Raw genomic sequence first — 21,438 nt, 5'->3', positions numbered from 1 at the left:
AGCTGGGTATGACATATCGTGACAAAATTCTAAAACCTATTAGTTCTGACAATCCGGTCGGAGAAAAGCTTTTAGAAGATACCTTGCTTGATTTTATTGAAAGTCAAATGATGAAGGTTGGCTCTTTGTCCCATGCGGATGTGCAGTGGGATGAAGTGGAGAAAAGTACCCTAAGTCTTTTAGAGAGCAAAACAAAAGACCTTAAATTACTCACGTATTTATTACAGTGTTTGCAGCATAAGACAACGCCAGAGCGCTTTACTTTGTCGATTAATGTTTTATCAGACTTCATGGGAGCGTTTTGGCAAATTTGTTTTCCTGCGCCTGGTGACAGAGGCTTGCTGCCTAGACGAAAGTTTTTTAGCCAGATAGCTAACAGAAGTATGCAGGCGGCTGAAAAACTTGATGTGGCTATGTTTGATTCAGATTTGAAAGGAGAGCTGGATAAGGCTGTTGCAAGCCTTAAAGCGGCAGCTGAAGCCCTGTCTCTCCCTTTGGATCATATCGAAGCCATGGAATCCAGCTTAACCCGTAAATTTGCTTTTTTGACGCAAAAAAATGAAGTCAATAAAGCGGCTGAGGCTAAAAAAGCTGAATCAGGGTCAGGTCAGGCTGAGAGTAAGGCTGCCAAAATAGAAATTGATGGTAGTAGTGATAGGGCGGTTAAGCAAACTCTATTAAAGGTGTCCGACTTTCTATCTGATTTAGATGGGTCAGAAGCGCTGGTATTACGATTAAGGCGTTTTGCTGTTTGGCAATCAATCAAAGCCTTGCCTGAGGTTGATGCAAATGGACAAACTCAGTTAATGCCAGTTTCACCTGATCGTATTCGTGAATATGAAGAGCATTTACAAAGAGGAGCTGATTTGGCTTTGTGGCGCAAAGTCGAGCAAAGCCTGACAGTGTCCCCCTTTTGGTTTGATGGCCATTTCTTGAGCTATCGCATCGCTACCAAATTAAATAAGTCTGACTGCGCGCAAGCCATTCAGACTGAGCTTTTAAGCTTTGTTAAGCGCTTACCCAAAGTGCTGGAATGTTCTTTTAAAAGTGCTATTCCCTTTGCAAATGAAGAAACACAAAAGTGGCTGTCTTCTGTTGAAGAGCAGTCGTCAAATCAAAATGCCATGTCTATCGGGTGGGATGAAAAAAGAAAAGAAGCTTTCAGTCTTGCCAAGGAAGGTGGGCTTTCTGTGGCGTTAGGCATGCTTAACGAAGGCTTAAAGCAATCGAAAGAGCCAAGAGATAGTGTCTACTGGCGTATGTTATTAGCAGACACGCTTAAACAAAATAAACTAGCAGCTATGGCTGTTGAACAATATGAAACGTTACAGACGCAAGTGCAGGATATGTCTGTATCTGATTGGGAACCTTCCTTAATTCAGCGTTTAGATCGTGTTGTAAAACAAGGATAATCAAAGGAACACATGGATATGTTTAAACCCTTACTTAAACTCTTCGCAGCTATTCTGCCTAGTTTAAAATCAGCAATGCCTATTTTGTTATTTTTGCTGTTTATTTTAACCAATATTGCTATTTGGATGATGGGTCCTTGGTTAAAGTATGAAGAGACTTTTCCGATTGCTTCAGTTTTTGCCCGTAGTCTCGTTAGCTTTATTTTTTCCTTGATCTGCTTTGCTATTTGGGGGGTAGTTCAATGGCGTCGTTTAAAAGTATTCCATCAAGAAAAAGCTTTGGAAGCGAGCTATCAAGAAGACCCTATCAAGCTATATGAAGAGCGTCAAGAAACTGAACTAGATAAAGTGATGCTCAATATGAAGGAGAACTTAAATAAGCGTAATTATTTATATGCTCTGCCTTGGTATTTGGTTTTAGGCTTAGAAAATGCCGGTAAAACTAGCTTAATTAATCGCTCTGGCCAGAAATTTGTTTTTTCTAGCGTAATGCGTGCCTCTGGGAAAAAAAGTGAAAACCCTTATTCATTCGATTGGTGGATAGGCAGTGACTCTGTTTTGATTGATCCAGATGGTGAGTTATTAACTCAGCGCATGGATGAAGAGGGTAATGATGGTGAAATGGAGCGCCGTCTATGGCAGAACTTTGTTCACTGGTTAGATAAAACACGAAGTAGAAGGCCTTTAAACGGTGTCGTACTTGCTTTAGATATTGCTCATTTAGCGACTGCGACAGCGTCAGAAAGAAGTGCTTATGCCAGCCTTTTAAGAGCCAGATTACGTGAGTTGATGGAAACGCTTTCTACTCGTTTGCCTGTGTACATCACTTTTACCAAGCTAGATTTGTTACATGGCTTTGAACCGTTTTTCCGCGAATATACCCGAGCACAAAGTGAGGATGTTTTAGGTTTTACCTTCTCCATGGAATCAGTAAATCAACTTGATAATTGGATAGAGGAGTTTGAAACTGAGTTTGGTGGTTTTGTTGAGCGTATCAATGATTCTTTATCACCTATCATGCAGGGTTTACCTGATGGTGATGATAAGGTGGCAATTTATAGCTTTGCTAGACAAATGGCAGGTATGCAAGATGTACTGAAGCAATTTTTTGTCGATGCTTTAGGTAGTGATCAATTCTCGACATCACCTTTGGTGCGTGGCGCTTTCTTCACCTCGGTATTCCAGCAAGGAGTACCGACCAATGCATTTGTTGATGCGGCATCTCGTCGTTATGGTTTAACGCACTCAATTAATAGTGCGCAAAATGCGGTAAATTCGACGACCTATTTTACGCAAAAACTCTTTACCAAAATTATTTATCCAGAAGCGGGTTTGGCATCAGACAACTTCAGGGTTGCTCGTCAAAAACGCCGTATTCTTTGGTTATCATTTTTAGTCTGTGCCATTAGTTCTGGCTTGCTTGCTGTTTCTTGGCAGCAGTTTTATGAAAAAAATATTGAGCAAACCAATGCGGTGCTTAAAAAGGTAAATGACTATAAAGAAAAGTATGCCAGTGACTCTATGATTCGTTCTGAGCAAGATATTTTATCTGCTTTGAATGATATTCGTGATGCGACACTTGAGTTTGGTTTTTTCAGGGAGAAACCGCTTTATATCTCTGATATGGGCTTATACCAAGGGCATTTAATTGGACCTAAAGTTGAAGAGACTTACCTAAGCTTATTACAAAATAGGTTTTTGCCAGAGCTTATGGATCAGGTTGCTAAAGATTTGTCCGGTGCAAAAAATGATGTCAATAAACTCGCAGCCTTAAGAGTTTATAAAATGATGACAGATAAGAATGGCCGTCGTGATGGTTTTGTTGAAGAGTACTTTGCCAAAGGTTGGCAAAAAGAGTATTCGGGCGACAGGGAAACTCAGGAAACTTTGTTGCAGCATCTTGATTACGCTATGAAGCACATAGATTTAGAAGAGTTAAGCGATGGTGGCGACAAATACGCTCAAAAAGTATTAAAGAAGCATAAGCCACTAATTTCAAAAATCCAATCAGATCTTGGCACCATGCCAGTTGAAGAAAGGGTATATCGTAACCTCAAGCAAAATGCATCCACTGAGCTTGGTTCGCCATTAAATGTGAAACATGCGATAGGGCCTGTGTTTGATATTGTTTTCCAAGAAAGGGTAATTAATACCGAGAACTTACTTGTTTCTCAATTACTCACCAGTAAAGGTTTTGAGAAGTACTTTTTACCTCAATCTGAGTCAGTTGCTGAGCTAGCTTTGATTGATAGTTGGGTACTTGGTCAAAGTGAAGTAGCCGAATTTAGTACGGCTGATAAGCAAGTGTTACGTGAAAAAATTCGAGATCAATATGTCTCTGATTACACCAATACTTGGCGAGCGGCTATTAATGCTATCGATATTAAATACTTTTCTGATATCAATGATGCAGTTCAAGTATTAGATAACCTAACTGGCAGTATGCAGCCTTTCTCAAGAATGTTGGCAGCTATTGAAAGTAATACTCAGCTATTCCCTGAATTGCCAGAGAATGATGCTGAACGTATTGATTTGATGAAGGCGCCTAAGTATCAAGTTGCAGCAGCAGTTAACAATCCATTTGCTGAGCTCAACTCTCTATTGGATGAGAGAGAAGGGCAGCCAGCTTATATGGAAGAAGTTATGGAGGCTGTGGCTCAATTGCAGACTTATTTGACTGCTATTCAAAATGCACCAGACATGGGGAAAGCTGCATTGGATGCTACTAAAGATAGGCTAACGCTTAAAAATGCTGATCCTATTTATACTGTGCAGCGTATTGCGTCAGGTTTGCCAAAACCTTTAGATGCTATGGTTGGAAAGCTTGCTACTGAGAGCTGGTATGTTGTGAAGCAAGAGGCGGTTAAGCATCTTGAGGTAAGATGGTTTAAAGATGTGTATTCCAAATTCGATAGTAAGTTTGCAAATCGTTATCCTTTCGATCCTGAAGCTAAAAAAGATGTTTCTTTGCAAGACTTTGAAGACTTCTTTGCACCTGAAGGTACCTTGAACCAGTTTTACAACAATCAGCTGAAAATGTTCATGGATGAAAATCTAGGTTTGTCAGCTAACTCTGGTGAACAATCCTTAATTAGAAAAGATGTTTTAGAGCAACTTGAAGAAGCGAAGCGTATTCAGCAGGCATTCTTCCAGAATAAGGGGATTCTAGATGTTAAGTTCTCTTTAGAGCCTGTTGAGCTAAGTTCGAATAAACGCAGAAGTGTTATCAATGTGGATGGTCAATATGTGGGGTATTCTCATGGACCTAAGAAAACAGTTGAGCTGGTTTGGCCTAATACTTTGAGAGAAGGTACCTCTTCTAAGCTTACCTTTGTGCCAACTCAAGTGAATGCTTCTCCTCGTAGTATTGCTATCCAAGGTGCTTGGGCCTTTTTCAGACTGTTGGAGAAAGGGGAAGTCGTTGGGGCTAGTGCGACAAGTGTCGATTACCGCTTTAACCTAAGTGGAGGCTACGCGATTTATCGATTGCACTCAGATGCGGACTCTAATCCATTCACCTCATCTCTATTCAAATCATTCAAGTTATCAAAAACACTTTATTAAAAAGCGATATCTGATGGAGCAAATTTTGCTCCATCAGACTTAAGGGATTATTAGTTAGTATGTTGTTTTTTTCGGATTTACATCAATTTCGTCTTGTTTCTGATGAAAGCCTTTTAAGAGACTCATCTGTTTATCAACAAATTAGGTCTGAAATTAATCGTAGGAATGTTCCTCTGGCTGGTGGCACAGATTGGGATAATGTTAGGAAGTTATGTGAGCAGATAGGTGCAAGTGAAGGTGTTGATTTACTGGTGGCTGTTTATTACACAGTGGCAGCAATTAAGACACAAGGCCTAAGTGGTTTAGCGGTTGGTTTAGAGCTACAAGCTGCTGTGATAAAAAAGTTTGGTGCTAATTCGGCGTTCCCTGCAATAAGACGATCCGAGCTTCTCACCTGGATGGTTGGGAAAATAGGACCAGAAATACGGTCTTTGAATCCAAGCGTGAAGCAGCTTAGAGATTTATATCGTTGTGAAAGGGCTTGTCACAGTTTGCATAATCAATTTAGTCTGCTCCAGCCCGATCAGGTGCCAGATTTGGATATGATAGCGTTTACTATTTTTGAATATATCGACAAACTTGAAACTAATGCTGAGATTGCTCAACCTAAAACGATTGAAGTTGCAGCTAAGTTGAGTTGGAAGCAAAAAATACTTCCCTATTTTGGTGGGGCAAGTTTAGCTGTTATAGCAACATTTGGCTTTGCATACCTCAAGCAAAATTTGGATACCCCAAACTCTGTAGTAAGTGTGGAGCAAACAATCCCTAAAGTCATGCAACCAGAATTTATTAATAATTTACCTTTAATTATTGATTTTGGTGATTTTGCGACCAAAAAAGAGGAAATTTCTGCTTTTTACCTTGATCGTTCTTTGGCATTAATGGATAAAAAAGTTACCGAAGATTTGAGGCAGGCTCTAGGTTTAGAGGCTACTTTGCAAGGGCTTTATCCTGGTGATGAGTCTTTGCAAGGGGATGTTGCAACTTTAGAAAGTTGGAAGGCTGATATGTTGGCTGTTGTTGATACACAGTATCAGCGCTTTAGTCGTGCTAGAACAAACGCAGCTAATATTAACTTGATGGTTGAAAGTGATAGATACGATCAAGCAAAAGTATTAGCTAAAAAGATGGAAGATTATGCGATTAGCCTATCTCCTGTTTACGGGAGGGCCATGTATATTGAAGAGTTAATTGAACAAGGAAAACTTGAATCATCGCAACTTGAATTGGATAAGCTTCTTTATAACTTAAAAGCGTTAAACCTTAAAATTGCGTTACTTGAAAACAAAGTTGAAGGTAAGAAGAATCATTAGTGAAACTTGGTTTAATTGCATTTTTTGTTATTAACGCCAATTGATCCAATAGTGATAGCTTAATGATTCATTATATTCGATCGTATTTTTAAAAATATCACTGGCTACATTATTACAACTCACAGGAATAAACTCTGGCTCGGTCCAACCTGTCATACCGCCAAGATACTCTCTTGTATAGCCCCATTGTCCACAAGAGAGTAACTGGTCATAACTATTTTCTCGTTCGCATACAACGCATGTTTCAAACATAATTGTAATATCTTCACCTTCTACGCCATAAGCATCTGAAATATAAGGTGTATCATAGATAGCTAGGGTAGAGCTTCTCTGTACTTGGCCTTCCCAAGGTTTATCTGTGTCATCAAGGGGGGTGTAATGGTTGCCCCGGCCATGCTCTAGGTTTTCTCCATCATAAAAGGGTTCTGTATTTTCTGGTGGGATATCCAGTTGGTTGATATTTTCATTGACTAAATTAATGTTGCTTTTTCTAACTTGGAGCATGCGATATTTGTCGCATTGCGCTTGATTGCGACCACTTATTTGCCCGTTTATGTTAGAGAAAAAGTGAATTTCTAAACCAACACCTGTGGCATTATCTGTTGCTATATAGCTTGCTTGGCTGCGGCTACTGTGAAACCACGCTTTAGAGAATGCCAATATGCCCAAGTGAGTTGAACTGGATTTGACTTCTGCCTGAACAGGACAAATTTTGGCAACTAGAAGCTCTTCTGCAGATAATTGATGAGTAAATGCTGTCAAAAAACTGAGGACTGAAAGGTAAATATAAAGTGGTCTTGTCATACATAACCTAAAATTGTGAGATGGGTTAAGTATAGAAAGTGAAAGTCAGTTGGTATTAACTGTCATAAAAAATTAATAAAAGGGGAGGTTAAATGTTTAAACTATTAAACTCGGTTGAATCAACTGTATAAATCGTCCAGCGTTTTTCCGTTAGCTTTAACTCTTTGACATTAATATGGCTAACTTCCGCTGTTACTCGGCGGTTAGTTGCGCGGCCATTTTCTGTTTGATTATCAGCAATGGGTTGGCTTTCACCATAGCCAATTGCTTTTATACGCTTGGGTGCAATGGTGAATTTTTCAACTAATGCTTGTTTGATAGCATTGGCTCTGTTTTGAGAGAGCACTAGGTTTTTTTCCTCATCACCTTGAGAGTCTGTATGGCCCTCTATAACAACATCTGTTGTTTTAAATTCTTGCAAAAATTTACCTAGTTTTAAGATGCCTTTTAATTCACTGTCCTTTAGCTGATGTTTACTTGTTTCGAAACGAACGTCGAGTTTGACTTTTTTTTCTATCGAATTACTTAAATGTTTGGCAATGGAGCAGCCAAAATTATCAACTTTAGAGTTAGGTGGGGTGTTTGGGCATTTATCTCGTATGGCGATGACGCCGTCTTTGTCCAAATCTTTAAAACGCTGACTAATATCCTTGCCAAATAGCCTTTCAGCAAAGCTGGTTTCCACCATAAAGCTAGATAAAATGACTATCCATAGCATTTTTCTCATTCAATGTCCTTAATCTAGCTCAGAGTCGGGTGGTTAGAATATAGAGTATTCATATTCGTTATATCCAATACCATGGGTGTTTTGTTTTCATTATGTAAAAAAGTGTAAGGTTTTTAGGGCGGGAGTTTCTAGGGTTAATTAAATTCTATCTAGGTTTTTTTCATAAATCCTAGAGTGTCGAGAGCTGATCGCATATAATGCTGGGCCTTAAAAATATATTAGTACTTCTTGTTGTTGGTTTTGGACTCTAAATCATCATAAAAACCTTTAAAAAAGACGGTTTTATAAACAACAAGGAGAAGAAGAATCTCTTACTTAGTAAGTAACAGGAATTAGAATTATGCGCAGTCATTATTGCGGCGAATTAAATGCTTCAAACATTTCTCAAGAAATTACACTATGCGGTTGGGTTCATCGCCGTCGTGACCATGGTGGCGTAATCTTTCTAGATGTACGTGACCGTGAAGGTATTACTCAAGTTGTTTTTGATCCTGATCGTGCTGATAGCTTTGCACTAGCTGACAGTGTTCGTAATGAATACGTAGTTAAGTTGACTGGTTTAGTACGTGCTCGTCCTGAAGGTACAGTTAATCCAAATATGACGACAGGTGAGATTGAAGTGCTTGGTACTTCTTTGGAAATTCTTAACGCTGCGCAAACACCTCCATTCCAGTTGGATGAGCACCAGTCAGTTGGTGAAGACATTCGACTTAAAAATCGTTTTGTTGATCTACGTCGCCCTGAAGTGCAAGCAAAAATGCGTTTCCGTTCTAAAGTGACATCCGTGCTGCGTAATTATTTAGATGATAATGGCTTCCTAGATATTGAAACGCCAATTTTGACTCGTGCAACACCTGAAGGTGCGCGCGACTATCTTGTGCCAAGTCGTACCCAAGAAGGTAACTTCTTTGCTTTGCCTCAGTCGCCACAGTTGTTTAAGCAACTATTAATGGTGTCTGGTTTTGATCGTTATTATCAAATTGCAAAGTGCTTCCGTGATGAAGATTTGCGTGCTGACCGTCAGCCAGAATTTACTCAAGTAGACATTGAGACATCCTTCATGGGTGAGAAAGAAATTATGTCTATGACAGAAGAAATGGTTGTAGGTTTGTTTAAGCAACTATTGAATGTAGATCTAGGGGCTTTCCCTACTATGCCATACGCTGAAGCGATGGAGACATATGGTAGTGATAAGCCTGATTTACGTATTCCTTTAAAAATCGTGACAGTTTCTGATTTGATGGAAAATGTTGATTTTAAAGTGTTCTCTGGTCCAGCGGTTGACCCTAAGGGTCGTGTAGCTGCACTTAAAGTGCCTGGTGGTAATGCGCTTACTCGTAAACAAATCGATGCTTATACTAAGTATGTTGGTATCTATGGTGCTAAAGGGTTGGCTTACATCAAGGTTAATGACAAATCTAACCTTGAAGAAGGTTTGCAGTCTCCTATTGTTAAATTCCTTCCGGTTGAAGTTCGTCAACAATTGCTTGAGCGTTTAGATGCGCAAGATGGCGATTTGATCTTCTTCGGTTCTGATTCTGAAAAAGTGGTTAATGAAGCACTAGGTGCTTTACGTTGTAAGCTTGGTGAAGATCTTGAACTATATACTTGTGAGTGGGCGCCTCTATGGGTTGTTGACTTCCCAATGTTTGAAGAGACTTCTGATGGCGGTATTACAGCTATTCACCATCCGTTTACAGCGCCATCATGTTCTGTAGAAGAGCTAAAAGCTAATCCATTAACTGCTTTGTCTCAAGCTTATGACATGGTACTAAATGGTACTGAGCTTGGCGGTGGTTCTATTCGTATTCACCAAAGTGATATGCAGCAAACTGTATTTGAGTTGCTAAATATTGATGAAGCAGAGCAAGAAGAGAAGTTTGGTTTCTTACTTGATGCGCTTAAGTTTGGCGCGCCGCCACATGGTGGTTTAGCTTTCGGTCTAGATCGTCTTGTTATGTTGATGACAGGTTCAGCCTCTATCCGTGATGTTATTGCTTTCCCTAAAACGCAAAGTGCAACATGTCTATTGACGCAAGCACCTGGTGAGGTAAGTGAGAAGCAACTAAAAGAGTTGAGCATTCGTGTGCGTAAACCTGTTGTAGAATAAGGTTTTTAGACGAATTTTAAGAAAAGGGCCGCTTATGCGGCCTTTTTTTTGATTTAATAGTGAAATGCGGTTGAATCTTAAAGGTCATACTGTTGAAATATACAGTTAAATTAATGGGTCCTTGAGGTGTGTTTTTGACTCGAATTTTAGCGATTGATCCAGGCTCCCGTATTACTGGCTTTGGCATTATTGATGTGCAAGGGCGGCAAATCCAATATGTTGATAGTGGCTGTATTAGGTTGCCTGATGATGTTCTGGCAGAACGTTTGAAAAATATTTATACCAATGTTAGTGAACTCTTGTCTCGTTATCGACCTCAAGAATTTGCTATTGAAGAAGTGTTTCTTGCAAAAAATGCTAATTCCGCATTAAAACTTGGTCAAGCAAGAGGTGCAGCTATTGTGGCTGCGGCAATGGCTGGCTTACCTGTTTCAGAGTATGCCGCTAAGCGTGTGAAGCAATCTGTTGTGGGTAGTGGGAGTGCAGATAAAGAGCAAGTCCAGCAAATGGTTCAACTGTTGCTTAAGTTAGAGAAAGCGCCTCAAGCTGATGCCGCTGATGCGTTGGCAATTGCAATGTGTCACGCTCATACACGTACTTCTTCGGGGCTAGAATATGGTGTTGGTAAGAGAGCAGCAAGATCCGGTAAGCGTTGGTCAGAATTAGATATAAGGAATCTTAAGTGATAGGTCGTTTAGTAGGTTATTTGGTAGAAAAAGTACCGCCAGAATTAATGTTAGATGTGAATGGTGTGGGTTATGAATTAACTGCTTCAATGACGACTTTCTATGAGCTACCTGCCATAGGTGAAAAAGTCACGCTTTATACGCATTTTCAAGTAAAAGAAGACTCTCAAAGCCTTTATGGCTTTAAAGGGAAAGATGAAAGAGCCTTGTTTCGTATTTTAATTAAAGTTAATGGAGTGGGCCCTAAGATGGCGCTTAGCGTGTTATCTAGCATGTCGAGTGATGAGTTAATCGCTAATGTTCAAGATTCAGATGTGACGGCACTCACACGTATACCAGGTGTTGGTAAAAAAACAGCAGAGCGCTTGATTATTGAGTTGAGAGATAAGCTTGGTCAAGCTGCAAAGCAGGATCTATTTGCGACGCCAGAAGTTTTAAGGCAAGTGCAAACGGATCCAAGGCAAGAAGCGGAAGCGGCCTTGGTCGCTCTTGGTTACAAACCACAAGAAGCAGCAAAAGCCATTGCGAAGGTGCCTGTGTCATCTGATAGTAGTGAGCAGGTGATAAAGTCTGCTTTAAAAAGCATGCTTAAGTAGATTCTGAATATGATTGAATCCGATAGAATAATTAGTGCTGAATCTGATGCTATAGAGCTTTCAGGGTCCGAGTCGCATATTGATAGAGCAATTCGTCCAAAAATGTTGGACGAATATATTGGTCAGCCAGTTGTTAGAGAGCAAATGGATATCTTTATTCAGGCTGCGAAGCAACGGGAAGAGCCTTTAGATCATTGTCTTATCTTTGGGCCGCCTGGGTTAGGGAAAACAACTTTGGCTAATATTATTGCCAATGAAATGGGGGTTGAAATTAAAACGACCTCTGGTCCTGTGCTTGAACGTGCTGGTGATTTAGCTGCTCTTTTGACAAACCTTAGTGAAGGTGATGTGCTGTTTATCGATGAAATACATCGTTTAAGTCCAGCGGTTGAAGAGGTGCTTTATCCTGCGATGGAGGATTATCAGCTGGATATTATGATAGGTGAAGGTCCTGCTGCTCGCTCTATTAAAATTGAACTTCCTGCTTTTACCTTGGTCGGAGCAACAACTCGCGCTGGTTTATTGACATCTCCCTTAAGAGATAGATTCGGTATAGTGCAAAGACTTGAGTTTTATGATGTTCAGTCGTTAACAACTATAGTCTCTCGTTCATCTGAAAAGATGGGGTTGAATATGGATGCTTCAGGTAGCTTCGAAATTGCTCGTAGAGCAAGGGGGACGCCTAGAATTGCAAACCGCTTGTTGCGTCGAGTCAGGGATGTTGCTCAAGTTGGTGGCTATGAAATAGTGGCCCAAGAAGTTGCTCAGCGTGCCTTAGATATGTTAAGTGTAGATACTCAAGGGTTTGATCACTTAGATCGACGTATGTTATTGACTATGATAGAGAAGTTTGAAGGAAGACCGGTAGGTCTGGACAGTATTTCTGCTGCTGTTGGGGAGGATAAAGATACCATCGAAGATGTGATCGAGCCTTACCTAATTCAGCAAGGATTTGTGATTCGTACGCCAAGAGGGCGACAGGTTACAAAGAAGGCATATGAGCATTTTAATTATCAATTGCCAAACGATTTAAATTAGAGGTAGTAAATGTCAATTTGGGGTCTTATCGCGAGTGCTAGCCTTGTAGTTCAGCTAGTTATGTTGTTGTTGGTTTTAGCATCTGTTTTTTCATGGGTTGTCATTTTTCAGCGAGTGAGAGTGTTAAGAGGGGCGGCAAAGGTTCGTCGCACTTTTGAAGATCTGTTTTGGTCTGGTATGGACTTAAGTCAGCTTTATCGTCAAGTAACAGCGGAAGGGCGAAGAGTTGAAGGTATAGAAAATATTTTCACATCTGGGATTAAAGAGTTCACGCGTTTACGTCAGAGTGCAAATATGGACCCTGATGCGGTCATGGAGGGCGTTCAGCGTGCTATGCGTGTAGCACTGGCGCGTGAAGAAGAGAAGCTTGATAAGCATTTGCCTTTTTTAGCTACGGTGGGTTCTACCAGTCCTTATGTAGGCTTGTTTGGTACAGTTTGGGGGATAATGCATTCATTTATAGGTTTGGCCGAGGTGCAACAAGCAACGCTTGCTACAGTGGCTCCTGGTATTGCTGAAGCTTTGATTGCGACAGCAATTGGCCTCTTGGCTGCTATTCCTGCGGTTATCTCTTATAACCGTTTCTCTACCACAGCAGATGCGCTTGCGATTAACTACGAAACTTTTTCTGATGAGTTTAGTAGTATTTTACATCGTAAAGTACATGGTAGAGATGGGGGCGCTGCATAGTGGCTCGCCCTAATCGACGTACACGCCGTAAACCTATGGCGGAAATTAATGTTGTGCCTTATATCGATGTGATGTTAGTGCTCTTGGTTATCTTTATGATTACGGCGCCTATGTTGACACAGGGTGTTGATGTTGAGTTGCCAAGCGCAAATGCAGCGCCGATCGAGGATCCGCAATCAGATGTGTTGGTCGCGTCAATTAATGCTAGTGGTGAATACTTTATAGACTTTGGGGGGGAGCAAAGCTCGCTTCCTCTAATTGAATTGCAAGATAAAGTGAAAAAAGTGATTGCGCAGAATCCAAGCCTTCCTGTTCTTGTTAGAGGAGATAGAAGTGTTGCCTATGGTGATGTAATTGGCTTAATGGTGGCATTACAGGCTGCAGGTGTGCCTAATGTGGGGCTGGTAACAGAACCTGAGGCACCTTAATGAAGTTTTTCAGTAAAGAAAGTTATGGATTGCCTGTCCTGCTTGCGATAAGTCTGCATTTGCTTTTAATTGTGGTAAGCTTGGTTGCAGTAGATTTCAAAGAAGAACAAGACCTTAGAGTAAATGATAGACCTGTTGTTCAAGCTAAAGTTGTAGATATTAGCCAAACAATCATAGGTAAAAGAATTGAAGAGGATAAGGCGAAAGTCAAAGCTCAGGCGCTAGCAGCAAAGAAGAAAGCGCAGCAAGAAAAGAAGCGTAAGGCCGCAGAGCAAGCTTTAAAGGAGCGGAAAAAACAGCTAGCACAACAAAAAAAGCAGAAGCAAGCACAGGAAGAGAAAGCTAGGGCGGCCGCAGAGGCTGCACAAAAAGCTGAAGCTGATAAGTTGCAGAAAAGACAGGTTGTTGAAGCTGAGCAAAAGAAAAAAGCGGCTCAAAAAGCTCAAAAAGCAAAGGATGATGCAAAAAAACGATTAGCTCAGGAGACTAAAAAGGCAGAAGCTGCTAAAAAATTGGCTGAGTCAAAAAGGCGAGAGCAAGAAAGGATTAACAAAGAAAAGGCTGAAGTTGAGCGTAAGCGCTTAGAGGCGATTCGGATTGCTGAAGAGCAAAAGAAAAGGCAAGAAGAGGCACAGCTGGCTTTAGCTCAAGAAAAGGCAAGGCAAGAAGCGCTAGCAATAGAGTTGGCTTTGCAAGAGGAGGCTGAAAAACAGCAGGAAATCGCTGAGGCAAGTGCAAGGCAATCTATGTCGGCTTTAATTGATCAGAGAATACGATCTCGTTGGATAAGGCCGCCTAATGCTACGAATGGTATGAAAACGCAATTGAGAATTTTCTTTTTGCCGACGGGAGAGGTTGATTTAGTAAATGTGACTGAATCAAGTGGTGATGCGTTATTTGATCAAAGAACAGTCGATGCTGTATACAAAATGGGACGAATTGAAGAGCTAGCTGAGCTTGATCCTTTTGTATTTGAACGTAATTTTAGAACGGTTGACTTAATTTTTAATCCTCAGGATTTGAGACGCTAATGAGAAAATTGAAATATTTTTCGCTGGGTTTGATGATGCTTTTGTTATCAAACTTGGCAAAAGCACAGTTAGTTATTGAGATTACAAGTGGTGCTGATCAATTGTTACCACTTGCTGTTGTTCCTTTTGCATATGATGGAAAAGGTGCCCTGCCTGCAGATGTTGCTCAAATTATTGAAAACGACTTGAAGCGTAGTGGTCTGTTTGAGGCAATTCCAAGAACAAATATGCTGAGTTTGCCATCTAAAAAAGAAGATGTGCACTTCCGTGATTGGCGTTTATTGAAAAGCGACTATGTTGTTATTGGTGATATTAGGCAGATAGATAGTGAAAGCTTTGAAATTAACTTCGAATTAATTAATGTACTAAGTCAGAAAACGGTAGAAAAGCATACAGGTTTAGCTGTTAAGTCTAGCGGCTTAAGAGATGCTGCTCACTACATTAGTGATAAAATTTATCAGCTGTTAACTGGAGTGCGAGGCGCTTTTAATACTCGTATTTTATATGTAACTGCTGAGGGTGATAGGGCTGCGCCAACGTATCGCTTACAGGTTGCTGACGCGGATGGTCATAGGCCACAAGTTATCGTTGAGTCAGAAGAGCCAATTCTATCTCCATCTTGGAGTCGTAATGGTCGTTTTATTACTTATGTAATGTTTAGAGATAGACGCCCTAATATTTTCGTACAAGAACTGGCGACAGGGAAAAGGCAAAAAATTGCTCAATATAAAGGTCTTAACGGCGCACCAGCATGGTCGCCAGATGGTAGGCAGTTAGCGCTAGTTTTATCTAAAGATGGTAACCCAGAGATTTATATCTTTGATATAGCAACACAAAAATTACAAAGAGTTACTAATCATTATTCAATCGATACTGAACCAAGCTGGGAGCCAGATGGTAAAGGGATTGTTTTTACATCTGATAGAGGTGGTAATCCACAAATCTACCGTGTAGATATTAACTCTAAAGCCGTTGAGCGCGTCACTTTTGAGGGTGATTTAAATACCCGAGCGAGAATGACGCCAGATGGGCGCTATCTGGTAACAGTGCAAAAAAATGATGGTAATTACCATATAGCGTTACAAGATATGAAAAATGGTCGTGTACAAATTTTAACAGAAACCTACCTAGATGAGTCTCCAAGTATTGCCCCTAACGGTAGTATGGTGATGTATGCAACTACGCATAATGGGAAAGGTATTTTGGCAGTAGTTTCCGTTGATGGTCTGGTTAAATATAGGTTACCATCAGCGGCAGGTGAAGTGAGGGAGCCCGCATGGTCTCCTTTCTTTGAGTAGAGTCCCCTTAAGGAGTGAAGAATGAGCGTTAATAAACTAGGTAAAATGGCTGTAATTGGTCTTTCTGCAGCTTGGATTGCAGGTTGTAGTACCACAGCAACTGAGACTGATTCTTCTTCAGTATCAGAAGCTGAAGCAAATAATGTAGCGGCTGAGTCATCAGCTGCAAGTGCAAATGGTTCTACTGGCAATGCTGGTGATGAATCTTTTGGTGCAAATGGTAACGGTGATTTATCTAGCGTAATCGTTGATGGTAACGGCAATGTTGTATCTGCTGATACTGCTGCTGCGGCTGAAACAGCTGCTGCAAATGCCAAGGATATGCTTGTAGGCGTTGCTCATGTTTTCTATTTTGATTTCGATAAATCAATTGTGCGTCCAGAAGCACGTGAAGCTCTAGCTAAACATGCGAAATATCTTGTAGCTAATCCAGATGCTCGTGTTGTTCTTGAAGGTCATGCTGATGAGCGTGGTACTCGTGAATACAATATGGCTCTTGGTGAGCGTCGTGCTAAAGCAGTTAGTCGTTACTTGACTATTCAAGGTGTTGCTGCCGCTCAAATCGAAACAGTTAGCTTCGGTGAAGAAAAGCCACTTGAATTTGGTCATAACAAGCAAGCTTGGCAAGCAAACCGTCGTGTAGAAGTGCGTTACGAATAATGTTGGCCGTGACTCATAATCTTCGCTCTATCGCAATGGCGCTGTGTTTCACAGCGCCATTGGCGTTTGCTGAGGGAGAGCCTAGTGCTTTGTCTGCAAGTGCTGCCGCTGAGTTGTTATATCAAATAGAAAACCTGCAGCTTGAGGTTCAATCTCTTAGAGGCACAGTTGAACAGCAGCAGCATGAACTTTCTAAAATGAAAGCAAGTCAAAGAGATAGGTATATCGATCTAGATAAGCGTATTTCATCCTTGATGAGGGTTGTTCAGGAGCGACCTGTGGTTCCTGTTGTTGCTCTTGATGTAACAGCGGCTAGTTCTGATGCTTTGCCTGTAGATAGTGCTACTAGCAACTCGGTAGTTGAGCCAGAACCGGTTGAAGTAGTTAATACGCCACGAATTATTGAACCAGCTAATGCTGAAACATTGGCAGAGTACAAAGCAGCGTACTCTCTTGTGCGTAACAATGAAAACGCAAAGGCAGAGTTGGCATTTGTTGATTTTATTGGAAAATATCCAAATAGTGAGCTGTCTGGCAATTCATATTATTGGCTTGGTTTGTTGAAATTGAATTCAGGTGATCCTGTTTCTGCAATTGAACAATTTAAGTCTGTTATTGCTCAGTTCCCTGGCCATGATAAAGAAACTGATACGCTGTATCGATTGGGTTTTGCCTATCTAAAACTTGATGATAAAGAATCAGCTAGAGGCTATCTAGTTGATGTTATTGAGCGTTTTCCTAACAGTAAAGCAGCTAAATTAGCAAAAAATCTCTTGTCTAATATAAAATAGCTTGTATTTCCCAATGGGTTCTGTATTATACGCGCCCGTTGGGTCGTTAGCTCAGTTGGTAGAGCAGTTGACTTTTAATCAATTGGTCACTGGTTCGAATCCAGTACGACCCACCAACAATCTTATATCTACTTCAGGTAGTCTGGGTCGTTAGCTCAGTTGGTAGAGCAGTTGACTTTTAATCAATTGGTCACTGGTTCGAATCCAGTACGACCCACCAACTTTCTATATCTAATCCCGAGTTTTAGTTAGGGGTAATGACATGTCGACCGTCCTCGATAAAGCAGCCTTAAGAGAAACAGTTCAACAACATCTCTCTTCTGCAGAACAAGTCCTAAAAGTGCCTTCTGAAAATGAAGATGCATTGCGTGCCGAAATCAAATCCCTCCTTAAAGCAAAAGATGCTGTATTAGTTGCTCATTACTATTGCGATGATGATATTCAGGCATTAGCTGAAGAGACCGGAGGTGTGATTGCTGATTCTCTGGAGATGGCAAGGTTCGGAGCGAATCATGAAGCATCAACCCTTGTGGTTGCTGGTGTCAAATTTATGGGCGAGACATCTAAAATTCTCAGTCCAGAAAAAACAGTATTAATGCCGACACTGGAAGCTACTTGCTCATTAGATATTGGTTGTCCAATTGATGAGTTTTCTGCGTTTTGTGATCAATACCCTGATCGAAAGGTAGTTGTTTATGCCAATACGTCAGCAGCTGTAAAAGCTCGAGCTGATTGGGTTGTAACCTCAAGTATTGCGTTGCAGGTCGTAGAGCATCTGGTTGATCAAGGTGAAAAAATTATCTGGGGGCCAGATCAGCATCTTGGTGGATATATCCAAAAGCAAACAGGTGCAGATATGATTCTTTGGGATGGCGCTTGCATCGTTCATGAAGAGTTTAAAGCGAAAGGTATTTTAGATCTTAAAGCAATTTACCCAGATGCTGCTGTGCTTGTTCATCCAGAATCTCCCGAGTCAGTTGTAGATGTGGCGGATGTTGTAGGCTCTACATCGCAGCTTTTGAAAGCCTCGAAAGAAATGACAAATTCAAGTTTTATCGTGGCAACGGATCGCGGTATTTTCTATAAAATGAAGCAGGCCTCACCAGAGAAGCAATTTCTTGAAGCGCCAACGGCTGGTTCTGGTGCGACATGTCGTAGTTGTGCGCATTGTCCTTGGATGGCTTTAAATAGTTTGCAGTTATTAAGAGATGCTTTAATTGATTCAACAGACGAAATTCATGTTGATGAAACTACAAGAGTTAAAGCGCTAATGCCTTTACAAAGGATGCTGGACTTTCAGGTTCAATCTTAATTCTAGGTAAACGATAGCTCTATTTAATCAAGGTAGAGCTATCAATCCAGTTCAATTTTATTTCCTTTCTCTAGCTCTATTGTACTGAAAATTTCTTCTTTGATTTTGTTAATAATGATTAGGTCGTTATTGTCCGCAACAAATTCTGCTCTTTTAAGTAAATTTAAAGCCGATTTTCCTTGGCCCTTGCTAAATACTATTTTTGCTTCATAGGCTCGTGTTAAGGCGAGATTTTTGGCTTCTTTGGCTTGGCGTAAATGAATGCGGTTAATAATATCTTTTTCGTACTGTAAGAGCCTGACTTGTTGAGATTGGGTACTGCTTAATAAATGGCTGTCAGGACTTAATTCGATAAAAGCGAGTTGATTCTTATTAAGGCTAAGTTTGTGTTGGATGATCGCTTGGGCTTCTTCTATTTTGCCACTGTTAATTAAAATTCGAGCTTTTAAATAGGCTTGATTATAAAGTGTTACATCTAGCTTTTTGGCAAGACTGTTCGCTTTTTCTTTATCATTATTTATTAAAGCAACAAGCGCTTTGGCATAGACTTGATCACTTTCAATGTTAATTTGCGATTGGATATAGGTATCTGGGTTAAGCATTAAACTGGCACGATAAGCAAGAAGTGTCGCTCTAAACTGATTAAACTGAGTTTGATCCCCTTGCTTTAAAACACTTTGTATCGGGGTCGTGCTTAGAGAGTCAGCAAGCCTGTTTTCTGGAATAGGGTGAGTTGATAAGAATTCGATAGGTTCCCGGCCGATAGTGCCTTGGAAGAAGGTAAAGAAAAGTTTGCTTGTCGCGTGTTCATCTATTCCTGCTCTGATTAAGTATTTTTTAGCTTGTCTGTCGGCTTCTACTTCCTGTATGCGGCTATAGCTTAATCTATTCTCTTGTTGGTTTGCTATGCCCGACAAGAAGAGTGCAGAACTTGCGTCTCCTTGAGCACCAGCTAATGCTGCAACAATTCCTGCCCCCATCATAAGCATAGCCTTGTTTTTTTCTTGTTCACTATGCTGGCTTTGTCTTTCGTAATGTTTAAGATCAAGGTGTGCTAGTTCGTGGGCAAGTAGCGCCAGTAGAGTTTGTTCGTCATTTATTTTGCTTAACATGTCGCTATAAAGGAACATATGACTCCCAGGTAGAACAAATGCATTGCTTTTAGTGCTGTTTAAGAGTCCTATTTCAATGTTTTTCTGATAGAGTTCCGTGTACGGCAGAAGCTGGGCTAAAGCACTTCTTAAATAATCGTATGCCGGTGGAAAATTTATAAAATGTTTGCTGCCATGGAGTTTACGAAACCAGTGTTGTCCTAAAACATAGGATGGATTTGAAAGGCTCTGCTCATCAAGATTGGCTTCTAAATTTGGTAGTAAGGTTTCGGCCTTTGGACTAGTTAGGGCTAAAGCCATCAAAAGGCTTATTGTGAGCCTGATATGTTTTGATAAAATCATTGTTTTAAAAGAGTATCTTGAGATTTAGTAAGGTAAGAATGAATAATCAGCAGTATGACGTATTATTGGACGTAAGAGAAGATAAGTGCCCTATGCCCTTATTAAAGACGAAAATGGCATTAGCTAAAATGTCATCGCAAGAGGTTTTGTGTGTCCTTGCGAGTGATCCTGGGTCATTAAAAGATATCCCCTATTATTTATCTGTCGTAGAAATTCCGTTGTTATTACAAGAGCATGTTGATAATGTATGCCGTTTTTTAATTCAAAAGCCATAAGTTCAAAAGACTAAACAAAGCAGGAATCTATGTTAAAAATTGTCGAGTCGCTAATAAAGCGCTACTTCTCTGATGAAGAGGCTGTAGTGTTTTTATTGTTGCTAATTACATGTATTGCCATATTGGTTTTTTTAGGCAATATTCTCGCACCTGTATTGATCGCTGTGGTTTTAGCTTTCTTATTGCAAGGTGTAGTAAGTAAAGTTGAGCGTATTGGTGTCGGGCATTTGCCTGCGGTTTTGATTGTTTTTCTTTCTTTTACTGCGTTATGTGTGGCTTTTATTGGAATAATGGTGCCTGTGATTTGGAAGCAAGCAGGTCGTTTACTAAATGACGCTCCACAAATGTTAACTGATCTTGATGCTGTTGTTAAAACCTTCACGCTCGAGCATTTGGAGTATGTAAAGCAGGACTCTATTGATGAAGTGCTAGGAAATATGGCAAATGAATTGGCTAATCTTGGTCAGTGGCTGCTGTCTTTTTCTTTGTCTAGCATTCCTTCTATTATGTCGCTAATGATTTATATGGTTCTCGTGCCATTAGTTATGTTTTTCTTAATGAAGGATCAAAAGCAAATAATGGTTTGGTGTACCGCTTGGTTACCCTCTGAACGAGCTATGATGAGGTCCATTGCGCAAGAAATGAATGATCAGATAGCCAACTATATCCGTGGTAAGTTTATCGAAATGGTGGTTGTTGGTGTTGCTACCTATGCAGTCTTTGCTGTGCTTGGGTTGAGATACGCTGAGCTGCTTGCTCTTTTTGTTGGTTTGTCAGTCCTTATACCTTATATAGGGGCTGCGGCTGTGACTGTTCCTGTCGTTATGGTGGCATTTTATCAATATGGAACCGACTCTGAATTCGTTTATGTGCTTGTGGCTTATCTTGTAGTGCAAGCACTAGATGGGAATGTTCTTGTTCCTTTGCTATTTTCAGAGGCTGTTAACTTACATCCACTGGCTATCATTATCGCTGTGCTATTTTTTGGCGGTATTTGGGGGTTTTGGGGAGTCTTTTTCGCGATTCCTCTGGCGACTCTTGTTAAGGCAATTATTAATGCCTGGCCGAGACATCATCAAGTTCCCAGCTATTAATATAAAAAGGGCGCCTATTTAGGCGCCCTCAGACTGCTGACAAAGTCCTCGCCAACCTAGGCGGGGATTTTTTATAATAAGCCATGCTTAATTCTCGCCCCCAAACTCAGTCTTCTCTTGAGTTCGTCTGTATTGACGAGCTTGTTCCTAAAGAT

General features: G+C 40.6%; 19 protein-coding genes and 2 tRNA genes. 18 read left to right on the top strand and 3 right to left on the bottom strand.

Features of this window, described 5'->3' with window-relative positions:
- The first annotated feature begins 8 nt into the window (after positions 1 to 8).
- The 3 genes from tssA to OA91_RS01300 are packed head-to-tail and all read left to right on the top strand — an operon-like array spanning position 9 to position 6,289.
- A complete protein-coding gene (gene tssA, locus OA91_RS01310; protein WP_082827729.1) occupies positions 9 to 1,412 on the top strand; it encodes a type VI secretion system protein TssA in 1,404 nt (467 codons plus the stop codon).
- Positions 1,413 to 1,430: 18 nt separating this feature from the next.
- Positions 1,431 to 4,976 carry a type VI secretion system membrane subunit TssM gene (gene tssM, locus OA91_RS01305; protein ID WP_063337878.1) on the top strand — a complete coding sequence of 1,182 codons (3,546 nt, stop codon included), beginning with the start codon at positions 1,431 to 1,433 and terminating at the stop codon, positions 4,974 to 4,976.
- 59 nt (positions 4,977 to 5,035) lie between these two features.
- Positions 5,036 to 6,289, top strand: a complete 1,254-nt coding sequence (locus OA91_RS01300) for a type VI secretion system ImpA family N-terminal domain-containing protein (protein ID WP_063337705.1) — start codon at positions 5,036 to 5,038, stop codon at positions 6,287 to 6,289.
- A gap of 30 nt (positions 6,290 to 6,319) precedes the next feature.
- Here OA91_RS01300 and OA91_RS01295 read toward each other — a convergent pair whose 3' ends face one another.
- Both OA91_RS01295 and OA91_RS01290 read right to left on the bottom strand, forming a co-directional pair.
- Positions 6,320 to 7,093: a hypothetical protein gene (locus OA91_RS01295; RefSeq protein WP_063337704.1), complete on the bottom strand. Its 774-nt coding sequence runs from the start codon at positions 7,091 to 7,093 to the stop codon at positions 6,320 to 6,322.
- An 88-nt stretch (positions 7,094 to 7,181) separates the two neighbouring features.
- The gene (locus OA91_RS01290; RefSeq protein ID WP_063337703.1) at positions 7,182 to 7,820 is read right to left on the bottom strand and encodes an OmpA family protein; all 639 of its coding nucleotides are present in this window, start codon (positions 7,818 to 7,820) and stop codon (positions 7,182 to 7,184) included.
- Positions 7,821 to 8,160: 340 nt separating this feature from the next.
- Here OA91_RS01290 and aspS point away from each other — a divergent pair, with 340 nt between their 5' ends.
- The 13 genes from aspS to nadA all read left to right on the top strand — a co-directional run bounded on the left by aspS (position 8,161) and on the right by nadA (position 18,460).
- Positions 8,161 to 9,930: an aspartate--tRNA ligase gene (gene aspS / locus OA91_RS01285; protein ID WP_063337702.1), complete on the top strand. Its 1,770-nt coding sequence runs from the start codon at positions 8,161 to 8,163 to the stop codon at positions 9,928 to 9,930.
- A gap of 134 nt (positions 9,931 to 10,064) precedes the next feature.
- Entirely contained in the window at positions 10,065 to 10,616 is a 552-nt protein-coding gene (ruvC, locus tag OA91_RS01280) for a crossover junction endodeoxyribonuclease RuvC (RefSeq protein WP_046019750.1), read from the top strand.
- On the top strand, positions 10,613 to 11,212 hold the full coding sequence (gene ruvA, locus OA91_RS01275) for a Holliday junction branch migration protein RuvA (RefSeq protein ID WP_063337701.1): 600 nt from the start codon (positions 10,613 to 10,615) through the stop codon (positions 11,210 to 11,212). The genes ruvC and ruvA overlap by 4 nt, the downstream gene beginning before the upstream one ends.
- Positions 11,213 to 11,221: 9 nt before the next feature.
- Positions 11,222 to 12,250: a Holliday junction branch migration DNA helicase RuvB gene (gene ruvB / locus OA91_RS01270; protein WP_046019752.1), complete on the top strand. Its 1,029-nt coding sequence runs from the start codon at positions 11,222 to 11,224 to the stop codon at positions 12,248 to 12,250.
- A gap of 9 nt (positions 12,251 to 12,259) precedes the next feature.
- On the top strand, positions 12,260 to 12,940 hold the full coding sequence (gene tolQ / locus OA91_RS01265) for a protein TolQ (RefSeq protein ID WP_046019753.1): 681 nt from the start codon (positions 12,260 to 12,262) through the stop codon (positions 12,938 to 12,940).
- A complete protein-coding gene (gene tolR / locus OA91_RS01260; protein ID WP_063337700.1) occupies positions 12,940 to 13,368 on the top strand; it encodes a protein TolR in 429 nt (142 codons plus the stop codon). The genes tolQ and tolR overlap by 1 nt, the downstream gene beginning before the upstream one ends.
- Positions 13,368 to 14,399, top strand: coding sequence for a cell envelope integrity protein TolA (tolA, locus tag OA91_RS01255; protein WP_063337699.1), 1,032 nt, complete (start codon positions 13,368 to 13,370; stop codon positions 14,397 to 14,399). Before tolR ends, tolA begins: the two co-directional genes overlap by 1 nt.
- Entirely contained in the window at positions 14,399 to 15,697 is a 1,299-nt protein-coding gene (gene tolB, locus OA91_RS01250; RefSeq protein WP_063337698.1) for a Tol-Pal system beta propeller repeat protein TolB, read from the top strand. Before tolA ends, tolB begins: the two co-directional genes overlap by 1 nt.
- Positions 15,698 to 15,718: 21 nt before the next feature.
- Entirely contained in the window at positions 15,719 to 16,357 is a 639-nt protein-coding gene (pal, locus tag OA91_RS01245; RefSeq protein WP_046019757.1) for a peptidoglycan-associated lipoprotein Pal, read from the top strand.
- Between the two features lie 8 nt (positions 16,358 to 16,365).
- Positions 16,366 to 17,148 (top strand): tol-pal system protein YbgF, encoded by a 783-nt coding sequence (gene ybgF, locus OA91_RS01240; RefSeq protein ID WP_231870280.1) that lies wholly within the window; start codon positions 16,366 to 16,368, stop codon positions 17,146 to 17,148.
- 40 nt (positions 17,149 to 17,188) lie between these two features.
- A tRNA-Lys gene (locus OA91_RS01235) sits at positions 17,189 to 17,264 on the top strand.
- 28 nt (positions 17,265 to 17,292) lie between these two features.
- Positions 17,293 to 17,368 (top strand) — tRNA-Lys (locus OA91_RS01230).
- Positions 17,369 to 17,410: 42 nt separating this feature from the next.
- Entirely contained in the window at positions 17,411 to 18,460 is a 1,050-nt protein-coding gene (nadA, locus tag OA91_RS01225; protein ID WP_046019759.1) for a quinolinate synthase NadA, read from the top strand.
- Between the two features lie 41 nt (positions 18,461 to 18,501).
- Here the strand turns inward: nadA and OA91_RS01220 are convergent, their stop codons facing one another.
- On the bottom strand, positions 18,502 to 19,872 hold the full coding sequence (locus OA91_RS01220; RefSeq protein WP_231870279.1) for a M48 family metalloprotease: 1,371 nt from the start codon (positions 19,870 to 19,872) through the stop codon (positions 18,502 to 18,504).
- Between the two features lie 80 nt (positions 19,873 to 19,952).
- On the opposite strand from OA91_RS01220, the gene OA91_RS01215 reads away from it, so the two are divergent.
- Both OA91_RS01215 and OA91_RS01210 read left to right on the top strand, forming a co-directional pair.
- Positions 19,953 to 20,189: a sulfurtransferase TusA family protein gene (locus OA91_RS01215; RefSeq protein WP_046019761.1), complete on the top strand. Its 237-nt coding sequence runs from the start codon at positions 19,953 to 19,955 to the stop codon at positions 20,187 to 20,189.
- Positions 20,190 to 20,218: 29 nt separating this feature from the next.
- Positions 20,219 to 21,283 (top strand): AI-2E family transporter, encoded by a 1,065-nt coding sequence (locus OA91_RS01210; protein WP_046019762.1) that lies wholly within the window; start codon positions 20,219 to 20,221, stop codon positions 21,281 to 21,283.
- Positions 21,284 to 21,438: the final 155 nt, after the last annotated feature.

Source organism: Marinomonas sp. SBI8L, from assembly GCF_001624705.1.
GTDB lineage: Bacteria > Pseudomonadota > Gammaproteobacteria > Pseudomonadales > Marinomonadaceae > Marinomonas.
This window is presented reverse-complemented; position numbering and strand designations above follow the sequence as displayed.

What these genes read in the sequence shown, in the direction of transcription:
- tolB (WP_063337698.1), top strand. Translation starts at nt 14,399, where the DNA reads ATGAGAAAATTGAAATATTTTTCGCTGGGTTTGATGATGCTTTTGTTA.
- OA91_RS01295 (WP_063337704.1), bottom strand. Translation starts at nt 7,093, where the DNA reads ATGACAAGACCACTTTATATTTACCTTTCAGTCCTCAGTTTTTTGACA.
- aspS (WP_063337702.1), top strand. Translation starts at nt 8,161, where the DNA reads ATGCGCAGTCATTATTGCGGCGAATTAAATGCTTCAAACATTTCTCAA.
- nadA (WP_046019759.1), top strand. Translation starts at nt 17,411, where the DNA reads ATGTCGACCGTCCTCGATAAAGCAGCCTTAAGAGAAACAGTTCAACAA.
- pal (WP_046019757.1), top strand. Translation starts at nt 15,719, where the DNA reads ATGAGCGTTAATAAACTAGGTAAAATGGCTGTAATTGGTCTTTCTGCA.
- tssA (WP_082827729.1), top strand. Translation starts at nt 9, where the DNA reads ATGACATATCGTGACAAAATTCTAAAACCTATTAGTTCTGACAATCCG.
- OA91_RS01300 (WP_063337705.1), top strand. Translation starts at nt 5,036, where the DNA reads ATGTTGTTTTTTTCGGATTTACATCAATTTCGTCTTGTTTCTGATGAA.
- OA91_RS01210 (WP_046019762.1), top strand. Translation starts at nt 20,219, where the DNA reads ATGTTAAAAATTGTCGAGTCGCTAATAAAGCGCTACTTCTCTGATGAA.
- tolA (WP_063337699.1), top strand. Translation starts at nt 13,368, where the DNA reads ATGAAGTTTTTCAGTAAAGAAAGTTATGGATTGCCTGTCCTGCTTGCG.
- ruvB (WP_046019752.1), top strand. Translation starts at nt 11,222, where the DNA reads ATGATTGAATCCGATAGAATAATTAGTGCTGAATCTGATGCTATAGAG.
- tolQ (WP_046019753.1), top strand. Translation starts at nt 12,260, where the DNA reads ATGTCAATTTGGGGTCTTATCGCGAGTGCTAGCCTTGTAGTTCAGCTA.
- tssM (WP_063337878.1), top strand. Translation starts at nt 1,431, where the DNA reads ATGTTTAAACCCTTACTTAAACTCTTCGCAGCTATTCTGCCTAGTTTA.
- OA91_RS01215 (WP_046019761.1), top strand. Translation starts at nt 19,953, where the DNA reads ATGAATAATCAGCAGTATGACGTATTATTGGACGTAAGAGAAGATAAG.
- OA91_RS01290 (WP_063337703.1), bottom strand. Translation starts at nt 7,820, where the DNA reads ATGAGAAAAATGCTATGGATAGTCATTTTATCTAGCTTTATGGTGGAA.
- OA91_RS01220 (WP_231870279.1), bottom strand. Translation starts at nt 19,872, where the DNA reads ATGGCTTTAGCCCTAACTAGTCCAAAGGCCGAAACCTTACTACCAAAT.